Genomic DNA, 15244 nt, shown 5'->3' with positions numbered 1-15244 from the left:
CAACCGTTATGTTGTTGTCGGTTGCGCGCGTGAGTAAACTCTTCGGAGTTGAAGGTGGGGTTTTACTGAATCTCTACACGACGTTTCCCGATGACTTCTCAACAGAGGAACCGCTGTTCGTGAAGATCGATTCACTGGCGGTTCCTCTTTTTTGCGACCGCTTCGAACGGAGGGGCAAGACCAACGCATTGGCGACATTCGCGGATATCGACTCCGCTCGTCGGGCGGAAGAGTTTATCGGGCGGGAGTTGTACCTCGAGCACGAGGACGACGAAAACGATGAATTCTACCTGGAAGATTTGATCGGATTCCGGGTACGGATCGGTACGTTGAAAGGCGAAATCACGGATTATTACGACAGCGAGGCCAATCCTCTCTTCGAGGTGGAGATCGGCGGCAAACGGATCCTGGTTCCGGCGGTCGAGGAGTTCATCGCAGGCATCGATTTCGAGGGCCGTACGGTGAAGATGGTACTGCCCGAGGGACTGATCGAACTGTAACGAGAATCGGTGGAAAACCGGTGCTTCCGTGACCGGATATTTCCGGCAAAACGCGCCTTTCGGTGCGGTCGAAAAGTAAAATTTGCGCAAAAAGTATGGCACGTGTAGTTATCGGACTCTCCGGCGGCGTCGATTCGTCGGTAGCGGCCTACCTGCTCCAACAGGCCGGACATGAGGTTATCGGACTCTTCATGATCAACTGGCACGACACTACGGGCACGCTCGAAGGCGACTGCCCCTGGCACGACGACCGGCTCTTCGCCGAACTTGTCGCCCGACGGCTCGACATTCCGTTCCATACGGTCGATCTCTCGGACCAGTACCGTCGCCGGGTGGTGGACTATATGTTCTCCGAATACGCGAAAGGGCGCACACCCAATCCCGACGTGCTCTGCAACCGCGAAATCAAGTTCGACGTTTTTCTGAAGGAAGCCCTCAAGCTGGGAGCCGATTTCGTGGCTACGGGACACTACTGTCGCAAGGCCGAAGAGACGGCGCCCGACGGCCGGACGATCTACAAATTGCTTGCGGGTAGCGATCCCAACAAGGACCAGAGCTACTTTCTCTGCCAACTTTCACAGGAACAGCTTTCCCGGGCGCTGTTTCCGGTCGGCCACCTGCTCAAACCCGAAGTGCGACGCATCGCCGAGCAAATGAAGCTCGCTACGGCCAAACGCAAGGATTCGCAAGGCATCTGTTTCGTCGGCAAGGTCGATCTGCCGGTCTTTCTTCAACAAAAGCTCAAAGCAAAAACCGGCAACGTCCACGAAATCAAAGCCGATTGGCCCAAATACGGACAAGCCGTCCCACTCGTCGGCAAAACGGAGGATGCAGGGATGGGCACGGCGGAACGAACGGCTTCGGATAAAAGTGCCACCCTACGCGGTATAAATCCGGCGAATACGGACTCGACAGAATGTCCGAACCCGGCGACAGCTCCGACGGCAACCGCCGCAAAGCGGTCCTCCACTCCGACGGATACCGAACTGGCTGCACTCGCTGCTCCCTACCGTTATACCGTGCGCGACGGCAAAAAAATCGGGCAGCATAACGGAGCCCACTTTTATACCATCGGCCAACGCAAAGGGCTGGGGATCGGCGGCCGCAAGGAGTCGCTTTTCGTACTGGCAACCGACGTGGAGCAGAACGTGATCTACGTCGGCGAGGGCGACAACCATCCGGGACTTTACCGCCGGGCCTTGCGGATCGCTCCCGGCGAGCTGCACTGGATCGACCCGCTCCGGGAATTGAAAACGGGCGAAAGCCGTCGTTTCGATGTCCGTATCCGCTACCGCCAGCCGCTGCAAGGAGCGGAACTCTTCATCCGTCCGGACGCGGCCTACCTGCTTTTCGACGAACCTCAGCGTGGAATCACGCCGGGACAGTTCGCAGCCTGGTACGATGGCGATGAGCTGGTCGGATCGGGCGTCATCGCCGAATAACCGGACTTTCCCCGATAGCGTCCAAGCGACCGCCGCAGAAGAAGAAGCTCATAAACACGGGCCATTTTACCGAAACCCCGGCAAAACAGGCGACAAACAGTCTTCACAACCCTCCGCTCCACGCTCAAAATACAGGCAGCCATCACGTACCGTACCGGCCGATTTCCGACAAGCATTTCCCTCCCAAGCCCCTTTCCACAAGGAGGCAAAAGAAAGGGACAGCCCAGAACACGCCCCCGGCGAACGATGACAAACAGCCTCGGGAAACAAGTCTGAAACCCGAACCCAATATAATCGCCATACTTGTTGCGGCAATCGGAATTATCCCGCCCGCTTCCTCGATCGTCCGCAAAAAGGGAGCGGGAAACGAAGAAATGCCATCCGACAAAAAACCCCCCTCGGCTATTGAGCCGAGGAGTGTCAATACAGACCGATTTCGGACTTAAGTCGAAAATATTGAAAATTCAACCTTCGAAAAGTCGCCGCATTCCGTACGACCAGTCGAAACGGCCCGCACCCTATTGCATCTCCACGATCAGCGAACTATAATCCGACCAGTTCTTCTGATATTCGGCTTTCGTCCCTTTCGGTACATATATTTTATAGGAAACCAGATCCCAACCGCCGGGTTTCGGGAAGACGCCTCTCGAACCGCTCTCCAACACCGGGAAAGAGCCGGACGCAATATCGTCGAACAAAACGGTAATCTTCTCCAGGGTCATCTGATCCCAGGAACTCCTCGTATTGAAGGCCTGATCGCCGATACGCTGAATACTCTTTCCGATAACGACCGTTTTCAATGCGGTGCATTCCGCAAACGCTTTCGCGGCAATCTCGGTAACTCCATCGCCGATATAAGCCTCCTGCAAACCCGTACAATAATTGAAGGCCCCTTCGCCGATATAGGTTACCTTGTCCGGAATGACGATACTTTTCAGGGCGCTGCAATCGTCGAACGCATTATACTCGATCTTTTCCAGGCTTTCCGGAAGCTCGATGGAAGACAGTGCCGAACATCCGTTGAAAGTATTCAGATTGATCTTGGACAGGTTGTCCCCCTCGAATACCACGCTGGTCAGGGCCGTGCAATTCTGAAAAGCACCTCCGCCGCCGGTTTCATTCCACAGATTGCGTCCCACCTCGACAACGCTCGCAGGAATAACGATTTCCTGCAGCCCCGCCTCTCCCGAAAAAGCGGCATCCGTAATATAGATCACGGTACCCGTATAAGCCCATCGCCCTTCACCGGTAGCGGAATCATACGTACTCTGTTCGTCGAGGAATTTACAATCTTCGCCCCAGAAACGCGGATTGACGGAACTCTTCTCCCAATCCAGTTGCCGGGTAGCCCTATAGTCGATATACTTCACCTGTTTGACGACCAATTTACGCATGACGGTCCTTTCGTCGTCCGAAGCGAACACCAGAATTTCGCTCTCGGGATCGGTGATCGCAGCCGGATCGTCCGGTGCGGAAACCGTGATCTTTTTAGCCGACTTGTCCACGGCAACCTCGTATCCGCTGTGCGAAATGCACTCGATGGCGACCTGCACGTTCAGAGGATTCGTCAATTCGTACTCCACCTCCGCCGTCGCACCCGGGCCGCAATATACCGACATCTCCTTTACCCGGTCAGAACCCGAAACAAACAAAAGGTCGAATTTGTCCTTGTAATACGGCAGCTTGATCGATGCTCCGGTTTCGGCCAGCGTCAAAACGAGATAATCCGGATCGGAAACATCTATGTCGCTGAACATCGAATCGCCGTCCTCACCGGGATCGCCCGTAGCCGGGCCCAATTTATTCCACGTTTGGCCGTTGTCGTAGGAAATATACCAATAACCGTCGTCGCGGACCTCCAGTTTCGGCGTGACGCCGTCATCGCCCTGATCGCCGGCACTGCCCTTGAGCGAGGCCAGCCACTCCTCCTCGGTCCCCTGATAACCGTTCTCTACGGCAAGCTCATAAGCCGACTTACCGTCGTCGCCATCGTTGCCATTGCTGCCATTGAGCGAGGCCAACCACTCCTCTTCGGTTCCCTGGTAGCCTTTTTCGACGGCCAGTTCGTAAGCCGATTTACCGTCGTTGCCCGTATTGCCCTTGAGCGACGCCAGCCACTCCTCCTCGGTCCCCCGATAACCGTTCTCTACGGCAAGCTCATAAGCCGACTTGCCGTCGTCGCCATTGCTGCCGTTGAGCGAGGCCAGCCATTCGTCGAGCGTTCCCCGGTATCCTTTCTCCACGGCCAGTTCGTAAGCCGACTTACCGGCCATTCCCTGAGCCAGAATCTTGCTCCCTTCGTCGTCCGTGAGCCATTCGCCGTCGAGCGTCCAGTAATAGAGTCCGTCGGTATCCTGTTCGACACCGATTACAGGGGTCGTACCGTTCTGTCCATTTTCTCCCTTTTTCCCGTGATAGATCGTCACCGGGCCGCTTTTGCTGAAAGAGATCGTATAACCGACCGTTTCACCGTTTTCCACGACCGGGACCACTCCCGTCACATAGTCGTTGCCTTGCAGGGCCTCGACAATCTGTTGCAGCGAAACGATATTGGTATTCAGCCGGCTGCACAGCTCCTCCAGCGCTGCCAGCCGCGACCCCATATCTTCGTTTTTGTTCCACATGGCCACTTCGTCATACTCCGTACAGGAAACCAGCGACAGCAGGCCCAAAATCATGCAAGTTATTATCTTTCTCATAGTATTCTCCGATTAAAAATTGACACCTGCCCTCACGATGAAACTGCGATTCCTGACATTCTTGTAGCCGACCATCTGGCTGTCGTTCCCGTACATCGTATCGGTTTTGTCGATGTTGATCAGGCCGATCTGGTAAGCGACCCCGATCCCGAACCGACCGAACGTAATATCGGCTCCGCACGAAAAGCCCATGTCGTGACGCGAAAACCCGCCTTTTTCTCCGAAAACCGGAATCTCCTCGGCACCGACCTTGCGCTTCCCGCCGACACCGACCGCATAATAGAATCCGGCGTGCGGAATCAGGGCAAAGCGTTCGCCCAGGGCGACGGTATAATCGATACCCACAGGAATTTGCAGGTAGTTCATCGTAGTACGGCTATCGTCGAAGCCACGGACCTCATACCCTTTGCTTATAAAGGTCAATCCCGTCCGCAGATAGAACGGAAATTGCCGGCCCAACCGAATCCGATCGCTGACACCCACCTCGTAACCCGGCCTCGTCGATGAGGTCAAGCCGTAAGAAGTGATCCACGAAGTGCAATATCCCGCATGTACCCCGATCATATTCGCCGGATACGAGCGACGCGGCTTTGCAGGAACCGTCGCAGGGACCGTCGTTTCACAAGGCATCGCCGCCGCGTCGGCAGGCACCCGCACCGGCTCCTGCTGCGGCACCCGCTCCTCTTCGGAGGGAACGACCGCAATCGGCTCCGGCTCCGTTTCGCTATCCTGCTGCGCCACGATATGCAGATAGAGCACGGTGCTGACGCTGTTGCGAAGTTCGGGGAAAAAGTGCTCCAACATATAATTATACGGTTTTCCGCCCTGCAAATCCATCAGTTGCTTTTTCCGGCCATCGACAATCCGATTATCGTCGTCGTAAATCCACAGCGGCGTATGGTCGAGAATATCCAACACTTCGTCGCGTCCCGCCATATCGGAAGCCGCGACCTGTTCCCGCAGCATTCCCCACGCGATGCCTTCGGCGTGATATTCGATCAAAGATGCGGGTATGTTCCCCTCGCGGACCAGATAGGCCTTCAACTCTTCCGCCCGTCCGACCGACAGCCGTTCGTTGGCTTCTGCCGTTCCGTCCGGCGAAGCATACGAGCGAATAACGACCTTTTCGACCCGGTCGTTTTTCAGTGCCGCTTCCGTCAGATTCAAGAAACGCTCCATCTGCGCCCGATTGTCCCGAAACGACAGATCGACATTACGATACCCACGGCGATAAAAAATTTTCATGGAATCCACCGCTTCCTGCGCCTCCACGCCTCCTGCGGCTAATACGGCAGCAAATAAAAAGAATAGGATTTTCTTCATTCGACATTCAATTATCATCGATTAAACACTATTAACCAACAATAAACCGGGACGTTATCCTAACGTCCATCCTATTTAATCGTTCCACTGAACGCCTCAAACGGATAATACATGGTATAAAACCATAGGACGACAAACAGAAATAATTATAATTATCTGAATTGTAATATAATTACAAATTATTCTTGTACAAATTGCAGAGATGATGTATATTTGCAGCTATAAACCAACGATTTAACCAACGATTAACCGACAATATCGGGAAAGGAGGGCCAAACAACTCCGCGCTCTTTTACAAAATATGCGGAAACTCCGAATACAGATCACCGGAGTTCCCGCATATTGTTCAGACATCGCACCGTCTGCTCTTAAAACGACTGATTCTAAGTCGTTCTTTCTTATCCAAAGCTTTCTGGACCGACGGGTATTTCATCCTGAATTTGGCAAACGTATCCCGCGAAAGGCCGAAATGTCTGCAAATATCGCCGATGGACTTTCCCCGGTCGAGCATTGCGATAACGGTTTGCCGATTTTCAATCAATACGTTCAGTTTGGTATAACTTCCGTAACGGCGTCCCAAGACCATCCCCTCGGCACGCCGCAGCGCCAGTGCCTCGCGCGTCCGCATCGAAATAAGATTGCGCTCAATCTCCGCGACGAGTCCGAAAGCGAAGCACAGCACCTTGCTGTTGATCGTATTGTCGAACGAATAGCCCTCCTTGGTCGTATAAAGGTTGATTCCCCGCTCCAGGCATTTGCCCATAATCGCCATAATGTCCGTAAGCGTTCGGCTCAGGCGCGAAATCTCCGTCACGATCAACGTATCGTTCTTTTTAAGACGGCGCAACAGGCCGCCGAGCTTGCGGTCTCGCTCGCTCTTCTTGCCACTGACGACTTCCGTCACCCAATGATCGACAACAAGCTTTCTGCTTTCGGCGAAGCGCCGGATCTCATCCTGCTGGTTGGCAAGATGCTGTTTTCCCGTGCTGACGCGTAAATAACCTATTATCATAATACAAATGATTTTAACCGAGGCAACGTCGCCTCGGTCGGTAAAGGTAAGCGTATGCTTCGGGAGCGCCGGAATACAAAACCTTCCGGCATAAACAGTCCGGACCGGCCGCAAAGCCCGGAAAACGAATAATAAATTAGAACCCTACATCCGATTTACTCCGGATATGTTTCGGGTTCCGAAACCTTTCGGTCGGAACGGTCGTTATTCTCCGCCAAAGGGAACATTTACGATTGCGGCCTCTCCCCTCCGCAGAGGAGATTTCACGTGCGGCACGGAGCTCGGGAAAACGATGAGCGAAAACGAGTAAACCGTCAAATTATGCGACTGTTGTAAATAAACGTCCCGAACGTTTTATCGCTCCGTTTTAATCCCGCGATTTTCGTATCCGGCCAGGGAAAAACGGTTGGTTTACGACCGAGCCGCAAGTCGTTCCATAGGATGATGTCGTCTGCAGCATGGATTCCGCCGCTCCGTCTTTTCGATCGGAACAGACTGAGAGATTTCTTGCCGCAGCCCCAAGCACTTTAATACCGAACCACCCGTTCCCTATGCTGTCGGGCAAACCGCCACAAAAGACCGAAAGCAAGCCATTAAAAGCCAAAGTCCGGAAGAGCGTTACGATAACGATTCGCTCTTCCGAACTTTGGTTTGTCGTGCAGTTAAGTCGCCTCTTCACCTTCGGAGCCCCTGTCAATCCGCTCCGCCGTGCCGAAGAAATAGTGCAAGACCCACAGGAAAAATAATCCTTCGAGAAACAGCCGACTCCGAGAACGAAATATCCCCGTACCCTTTTGCAGGGTACGGGGATATTTCGTTCTCGGCACCGCCCGCCCACAGGCAGGAATATCAGGGTAGTGCCGCAATCGTTTCAAAAGCCTCTCTCCAGACAGCATTTTTCCTGTACACCTCCACACTGCCGGCAGGTACATAAAGAATTTTAGCAGGAAGGCCGAAATTATCTTTCCCTAGCTCCGGCGGAATAACGGCCAGACAGGTAACGACAGCCATATCAAGATAACTTGGAAAAGCTCCTGTTTCAATCACCGTCACGCCATCGGGAATAGTTACATCCGTCAATTTATGACACTGCGAAAAAGCCCCGCCACAAATAGTTTGCAAACTCCCCGGCATGATAACACACGTTAGATTATGACATCGAGCAAAAGCGCTGCTCGGAATAGTCGTTACCCCCTCGGGAATACAGACGCTCTGAAGACTTTCATTCTCGTAGAATGCCCATTCACCGAACCTCACCATACGGTCAGGGAAGGTGATACGCTTCAAACTCTGACAATGCCAGAAAGCCCAATCTCCCATACTTGTCACACTTTCCGGAATAACAACTTTCGTCACAAAGCTGCATAACATAAATGCATAATCTCCGATGCGGGTCACACCTTCGCCAATCGTCAAGGAGGAAATCCTGTTCACATGCGGATACCAAGGCGGAGTTTCCGAAGTACCTCCATCTCTATAATCGGGCATAGGTCCCTCCCCGGTAATCGTCAGGACACCATCCTCCGTCAAAGTCCATGTAAGCTTCCCGGTCGTTCCCCCAAAAATCACCGCCGCCGAATCGCTGCCATCGCAAGAAGATAACCCTACAGGAAACAACAGGCAAAAACACAAAGACCAAAATAAAAATCTTCTCATAAGCTGAAAATCATTAAATCCCCCTAAAAACAGTTCGTCCAATAAAACAATTCGACATAAATATATAAAAAATTATTCAAAGAGCGCCTATTCGGCAATATTTGCCATGGTGATTGATTATACGATTTAGTGTATCCCCCAGGATTTATCAGGATTTAGTTCGTCATCGCCTCATTTTTTTACAGCGACAATCACGCCCCAAGCTCCATAATATCGTCCTACTAATCTCTTTATCAACGATGTACTTCGTCATAGCATACAATAACCACAAAATACATCCGTAGCAAACATGCTCGATCATCATCGGTGGTCGCTGCTCTATGCCCTGCTCCTCCTTATCCTTTATATGAAAATCGATTTTTACAAAGACTTTTAACCCAAAGCGTTATGTGACAAAGGCAATGACGGGCCGACGGTCGCCGGCACAATTCGTATGTTTTTCAACTTCCCAAAACACCTTCCCTACCGGGACCGAAAGAGATTTCAGACCAGAACTGATCAACACGTCCACGACACACCAACGGATTCTCTCTCCCGCACCACACAAACCTCAATCGCGAATACACACGAACCGCGATCTATCGCCTACATAAATTTAACGCTTTTAATACGGGTGTCCCGCCCGGCGATTTCACGTTCGACGAGGCCCGTCACCACATCTGCGGCATCGTGCCAGCGGTTAGCACGGAATTTCCAGCGGTAAGTGGTCAGATGGGCATACAATTCGGGCCAGCGCAGCGCCCAGTCGCAGGGAAAACGTACCGTATGAACCACCGTCGCTGCGTTCGAGAGGATGCGGGCTTCCTTGTTAGCGGACTGGTGAAACCACTCCACACGAACCTGCGGCGCTAAAGCCTGCACCGCGCGGGCAAATCCCCGGCCTCCGTTGTTACTCTCGATCAGTGCCGCACGCGTACCCGACTCGCGGAGCATCGTTCCCACCAGTCCTTCGGTCATCTCCATCGGTTCGCGCGAATAAACCGCATCGGTAACGTAGATCACCCCGTCCGGATCGACGACATAACAGAGCGAACAGAGGTAATCGTCGCCCGTATCGGCCGTATCGGTATAGTTCGCCCGGCGCACGATGTCGCGGGGCAGCTCCTCGTAAGTCAGGAAATTATCCCCGTAGAGCAGCCCTTCGCGCACCGAAGGACGCCCCTGATACATACACTCGAACCGCACGGGATCGAGCCGCCGCTTACCACGCAGCAATTCCGCGCCGTGAAGCTCCTCCCAGAGCGCTTCGCCCGGTTCACGGGGATCGACCGGCGACGGAGGACGCGTTTTGAGAGCTTCGAAGTTCAAATAGAGCCAGGTATCGGGCGGCAGCGTATCGAGCTGCGCCCAGTCGGTGAACTCGACGAAAGGCTCCCGGCGGCAGAGCGTGCCGATCAAATCCTCCTCGTGCCAGCGCGTGAAGACGATCAACTCGCCGGAGAAGTTGTGCATACGGGTCTTCACGACCGAGGTGTACCACTCCCAACAGTTCTCCCGCACGACGGGCGAATTGGCCTCCATCGCATCTTTGTAAAGGTCGTCGAGAATGAAGCAGTCCACACGGTTGCCCGTGAGCGCCCCCTCGCGGCCGACAGAGAGCAGGCCGCCCCGGTGACCGATGATCTCCACCTCATCAGCCGTACGCAGGTACTCCGGAGGCCTGGCTCCCCGCTTGATGGTCGTTTCCGGGAAAAAGGCCGCATATTCGGGCGAATCGATGATACGCTGCACGCGCCGGTTGAACTTCGAAGCCAACGAAGCCGAATAGGAGGCGATGGCGATCCGCAGATCGGGATTGCGCCCCAACAGGTAGGCGGGCAGCAGGGTCGAAGCCCCGACGCTCTTGCCATGCTGGGGCGGCATGGTGACGATAAGCCGGCGGACGCGCCCGGCGGCGAATGCCTCCAGTACGCGGTAGTAGGCCTCGTGAAACCACCGGAACTCCAGAAAGGGATAGACTCCGGCGGCAAACAGGCCGAACGGAGGCAAATCCCCCGCAGAAGCCGGTTCTGCGGGGGACAAGTCCTTCAATACATCTATATTCATAGGTCAGTAGTTTTTAAGCTCCGCCCGGTGGCACGGCGCTGCCGAAGGGAGGCGGAGGGTTTCGATACGCACGGGTCGGCCGGATTCCAGAATCGCCGCATCCGACAATCGCAGAACAGCGTTCAACTTTTCGAACGACAACGGAAAAACGGAACCGCCCGTTGCAGCGGGTATCGAAAACCAAGAACAATGTGTTCGGAAAAAGACCGCAGGAGGCGCCGCTCCGGATGGGATGTGCGATCTTGCGGAGTCGAATCAGAAGAGGTACTCCTTAAGCTCGGAAAAGGAGAAATCGTTGGGGCGTTCCCCCGCTTGGTCGGATGTATGGAATTCCCACCAGACGGGAACCAGGTCGTCGATTCGATCGGCGTCGCCTTCGGGCAGACACTCCTTCGAACGATAGATTACGATCGAGGCGACGAAACGACACTCTTTCGAACCGTAGTCGAATGAAAACGAACCGGAATAGAAACTCTTCTCCCCGATTTCATCCAACAGCTTGCGAGCGACGATACCGTATAACTCCGGAATAATTGGATAGGTCATCGTAAAAGAATTTAGTTCAATAAAAATTTTGCATAAACAAAATAAATCGTTTAACTTTGCAAGACAAAGATAAGTTCAATTTTTGAATTTAATACAAGAGAATCAAAATATTTACCATAAAAAATTTTGATACGATATGACGGGGGATCGCTTAAAACTATTGAGAAAGACAATAGGTCTGACACAAGAGCAGTTAGCTCAACGATTAGGCATCGGAAAGGCCGCCCTTTCGATGATCGAAACGGGCAAGGCGGCGCTCTCGTCCCGGAACAAGAACATCCTGGTTCAAGAATTGAATGTCAATCCGGACTGGCTCGACAGCGGAGAAGGGGAAATGTTCAATGCCGAACCCGATCTGACCGCCTACATGCACCGCACGGACAACACGCTGCCGCTGCAAAGCGTCCCCCTCTACTCCATAGAAGGGACGGCGGGCCTGGTGCCGCTCTTCGCCGATCACGCGCAGACGCGGCCCGTCAATTTCATCCACATCCCCAACCTGCCCAAGTGCGACGGTGCCATCTATATCGTGGGCGACTCGATGTACCCGCTGCTCAAAAGCGGCGACATCGTACTTTACAAACAGCTCAAGGATATCGGCGACATCTTCTGGGGCGACATGTACCTGCTCTCGATCGACATCGACGGCGAAGAGTACATCACGGTCAAATACATCCAAAAATCCGAGCGGGAAGGGTACGTGAAACTCGTCAGTCAGAACCCCCATCACGCCGACAAAGAGGTGGCCGTGGACCGCATCCGGGCCCTCGCCCTGGTCAAGGCCAGTATCCGGATGAATTCGATCCGGTAGCACGAAATCGCGCGAGCCGTTACGGGCCGTACCCGAAACCGGATTTCGGTGCAGCGTTCCAAATGTTCCGGTTGCGATGCCCGCAGCCGGGATTTCTTCCTATTTATAATTACAAAAAGCACAAAAAAAGCAAAGTTTTAACCAAACAATATTTTTTTAATTACGATTTGTGAGTTTTATCCGGAATATATTTGTTATATTTGTGGCATTATATTATAATGTTTTCGACAAAGGAAGGCAGGGTCGAATCGATCGAAACCGTGCCGGCCACAGAAAACGACCCAATAAAGCAACCTTATTATATTACTAATTCACATACAGCAATGAATGAAAACAAGGTACAAGAGCTGCAAGATGTCGTGATCCGCTTTTCGGGCGACTCCGGTGACGGCATGCAGCTTACTGGCACGCTCTTTTCCGACACTTCAGCCTTGCTCGGCAACGGAATCTCGACATTCCCCGACTATCCCGCCGAAATCCGCGCCCCGCAAGGTACCGTAGCGGGTGTATCCGGATTCCAGGTGCACTTCGGAGCCAAAAGACAGCTCAACCCGGGCGACTTCTGCGACGTACTGATCGCAATGAACCCTGCGGCACTGAAGGCGAACCGCAAATGGCTCAAGCCGGGTGCAACGGTAATCCTCGACGAGGACTCCATTACCGAAGAGCACCTTCGGAAAGCGGGTTTCGCAACGCTCGACCCGATCCGGGAGCTGAACCTGGAAGATTTCAACGTAGTCGTTCCGAACATTACGGAGATGACCAAGGCGGCTTTGGCGGATTCCGGTCTGGACAACAAAGCGATGGTCAAGTGCAAAAACATGTTCGCACTGGGTATCTGCTTCTACCTCTACAACCGTCCAGAGGATCATGCGAAACACTACCTCGATTCAAAATTTGCGAAGAAAAATCCGGCTATAGCCGAAGCCAACAAACGCGCTATCGACGCCGGTTACAACTATGCCGCCAACACGCATCAGTTCGCCAATACATATACCGTCGCATCGGGCCAGATGGAGAAAGGCACTTACCGGTCGATCAGCGGTAACGTCGCAACGGCATGGGGTCTTTGCGCCGCATCCGAGAAGAGCGGTCTGCCCCTCTTCTGCGGTTCGTACCCCATCACTCCGGCTACCGTCATTCTCGAGGAACTCGCCAAACGTAAGGACCTCGGTGTGAAAACCGTACAGGCCGAAGACGAAATCGCGGGTATCTGTACGGCCATCGGTGCTTCGTTCGCCGGTAACTTCGCCGTGACGACCACGTCGGGTCCCGGTCTTTCGCTCAAGAGCGAGGCATTGGGTCTGGCCGTGATGACCGAGCTTCCGCTGGTAGTCGTGGACGTACAGCGCGGCGGCCCCTCGACGGGTCTTCCGACCAAGACCGAGCAGAGCGACCTTCAGCAGGCCCTCTACGGCCGCAACGGAGAAAGCCCGGTAGCGGTCATCGCCGCCTCGATGCCGAGCGACTGCTTCCACTACGCATTCGAGGCCGGTCGTATCGCCATGGAGCACATGACGCCGGTAGTGCTTCTCTCGGACGGATTCATCGCCAACGGTTCCGAACCGTGGAAGATCCCTTCGATGAAGGATTACCCGACCATCAACCCGCCGATCATCGACAAAACCGAGGACGGAGGCCCTTTCATGCCCTACGCCCGCAACGAGAAGCTGGCACGCAGTTGGGCATTCCCCGGCAAAGCAGGTCTGGAGCACCGTGTAGGCGGACTGGAGAAAGACAAGCTGAAAGGCAGTATCTCGATCGACCCACAGAATCACCAGGAAATGACGAACCTGCGTGCCGCGAAAATCGCCAAGATCGCCGACTACATCCCGCACCAGACGGTTTACGGCGACCCGGAAGGCGATCTGCTCGTAGTAGGTTGGGGCGGTACACGCGGACACCTGCAGAATGCCGTCGATAAAATGCGTGCCGAAGGCAAGAAAGTTTCGCTCTGCCACTTCAACTACATCAACCCGCTGCCGCACGGCGTCGCCGACATCTTCAAGCGCTTCAAGAAGATCGTGGTTTGCGAGCTCAACGAAGGACAGTTCGCCAACTACCTGCGCGGCAAATTGCAGCAATTCGACTACGAACAGTACAACAAGTGCGAAGGCCAGCCGTTCACGGTGACCGAGCTCACGAACAAGTTTCACTCTTTACTGAAATAAAGCCATGGCAGATTACAAATATACTCCGGCAGACTTCAAAAGCGACCAGGAAGTAAGATGGTGTCCCGGCTGCGGTGACCACGCAATTCTGAATGCCGTACAGCGGGCCCTGCCCGAAATTGCCGACCAGACCGATACGCCGCACAACCTCTTCACGTTCATCTCGGGCATCGGCTGCTCGTCGCGCTTCATTTACTATATGAAGACCTTCGGCTTCCACTCCGTACACGGACGCGCCAATGCCATCGCTACGGGTGTGAAGACTGCGAATCCGCGTCTGAACGTTTGGGTTACCTCGGGCGACGGCGACTCGCTGGCCATCGGCGGCAACCACTTCATCCACGCGATCCGCCGCAACATCAACCTCAACGCGATCCTGTTCAACAACGAGATCTACGGTCTGACCAAAGGTCAGTACTCGCCGACCTCGAAGCTGGGCAAAATCACCAAGACCTCGCCCTACGGTACGGTCGAAAAGCCGTTCAACCCCGGCGAACTGGTGATCGGCGCGAAAGGCACCTTCTTCGCCCGTTCGATCGACATGGAGGTGAATCTGACCAAAGAGTGTCTGATCGCAGCGGCGAAACATCAGGGTATGTCGGTCACCGAAGTTCTGCAAAACTGCGTGATCTTCAACGACAAGACCCATGCGGCTTTCGCCGGAGACAAGGCTACCCGCCAGGAGCACACCATCACGCTGCGCCACGGCGAGAAGATGCTCTTCGGCGCCAACAACGAAAAAGGTCTGGTGTTCGAGGATATGCGCCTGAAAGTCGTAACGGTCGGACAGGACGGCTATACGCTGGACAAGATCCTGACGCACGACGCCCACACCAAAGACACGACGCTGCACTCGATGCTGGCCGCAATGAAATATCCCGACTATCCGGTCGCACTCGGTGTAATCCGTTCGGTCGAGGACGAAATCGTTTACGATCAGGCCGTTGAAAAGCAGGTGGAAGAGGTGAAAGCCCAGAGCAAGATCCACTGCGTGGACGACCTGCTCCACTCGGGCGCTACTTGGGAGATCTAATCTTC

Annotated in this window: 11 protein-coding genes; 5 read left to right on the top strand and 6 right to left on the bottom strand. The window is 54.0% G+C overall.

Annotation, left to right across the window (positions count from 1 at the left end):
- Positions 1–8 precede the first annotated feature (8 nt).
- The gene (rimM, locus tag ALIPUT_RS06025) at positions 9–500 is read left to right on the top strand and encodes a ribosome maturation factor RimM (RefSeq protein WP_004328880.1); all 492 of its coding nucleotides are present in this window, start codon (positions 9–11) and stop codon (positions 498–500) included.
- Positions 501–595: 95 nt separating this feature from the next.
- Positions 596–1942: a tRNA 2-thiouridine(34) synthase MnmA gene (gene mnmA / locus ALIPUT_RS06020; protein ID WP_004328879.1), complete on the top strand. Its 1347-nt coding sequence runs from the start codon at positions 596–598 to the stop codon at positions 1940–1942.
- Positions 1943–2460: 518 nt separating this feature from the next.
- Here the strand turns inward: mnmA and ALIPUT_RS06010 are convergent.
- The 6 genes from ALIPUT_RS06010 to ALIPUT_RS05980 form a co-directional block, all read right to left on the bottom strand.
- Complete coding sequence (locus tag ALIPUT_RS06010; protein WP_004328878.1) at positions 2461–4641, bottom strand: leucine-rich repeat protein; 2181 nt, start codon at positions 4639–4641, stop codon at positions 2461–2463.
- 12 nt (positions 4642–4653) lie between these two features.
- Positions 4654–5964, bottom strand: coding sequence for a porin family protein (locus ALIPUT_RS06005; RefSeq protein WP_004328877.1), 1311 nt, complete (start codon positions 5962–5964; stop codon positions 4654–4656).
- 346 nt (positions 5965–6310) lie between these two features.
- Positions 6311–6976: a recombinase family protein gene (locus ALIPUT_RS06000; protein ID WP_004328876.1), complete on the bottom strand. Its 666-nt coding sequence runs from the start codon at positions 6974–6976 to the stop codon at positions 6311–6313.
- Between the two features lie 849 nt (positions 6977–7825).
- Positions 7826–8674, bottom strand: coding sequence for a leucine-rich repeat domain-containing protein (locus tag ALIPUT_RS05990; RefSeq protein ID WP_050751480.1), 849 nt, complete (start codon positions 8672–8674; stop codon positions 7826–7828).
- A gap of 543 nt (positions 8675–9217) precedes the next feature.
- A complete protein-coding gene (gene terL / locus ALIPUT_RS05985) occupies positions 9218–10678 on the bottom strand; it encodes a phage terminase large subunit (protein ID WP_004328872.1) in 1461 nt (486 codons plus the stop codon).
- Positions 10679–10933: 255 nt separating this feature from the next.
- Positions 10934–11224 carry a hypothetical protein gene (locus ALIPUT_RS05980; RefSeq protein ID WP_004328870.1) on the bottom strand — a complete coding sequence of 97 codons (291 nt, stop codon included), beginning with the start codon at positions 11222–11224 and terminating at the stop codon, positions 10934–10936.
- A gap of 136 nt (positions 11225–11360) precedes the next feature.
- Between ALIPUT_RS05980 and ALIPUT_RS05975 the strand changes: the two genes are divergently transcribed.
- The 3 genes from ALIPUT_RS05975 (at position 11361) to ALIPUT_RS05965 (ending at position 15239) form a co-directional block, all read left to right on the top strand.
- Positions 11361–12035, top strand: coding sequence for an XRE family transcriptional regulator (locus ALIPUT_RS05975; RefSeq protein WP_004328869.1), 675 nt, complete (start codon positions 11361–11363; stop codon positions 12033–12035).
- Positions 12036–12358: 323 nt separating this feature from the next.
- Positions 12359–14206, top strand: coding sequence for a 2-oxoacid:acceptor oxidoreductase subunit alpha (locus tag ALIPUT_RS05970; RefSeq protein WP_040293639.1), 1848 nt, complete (start codon positions 12359–12361; stop codon positions 14204–14206).
- 4 nt (positions 14207–14210) lie between these two features.
- Complete coding sequence (locus ALIPUT_RS05965) at positions 14211–15239, top strand: 2-oxoacid:ferredoxin oxidoreductase subunit beta (protein WP_004328867.1); 1029 nt, start codon at positions 14211–14213, stop codon at positions 15237–15239.
- The last annotated feature ends 5 nt before the right edge of the window (positions 15240–15244 follow it).

This window comes from Alistipes putredinis DSM 17216, from assembly GCF_000154465.1.
In the GTDB taxonomy this organism is placed as follows: Bacteria; Bacteroidota; Bacteroidia; order Bacteroidales; family Rikenellaceae; genus Alistipes; species Alistipes putredinis.
Note: the sequence above shows the minus strand (reverse complement) of the source record. Positions and strands in the feature narration are given on the sequence as shown.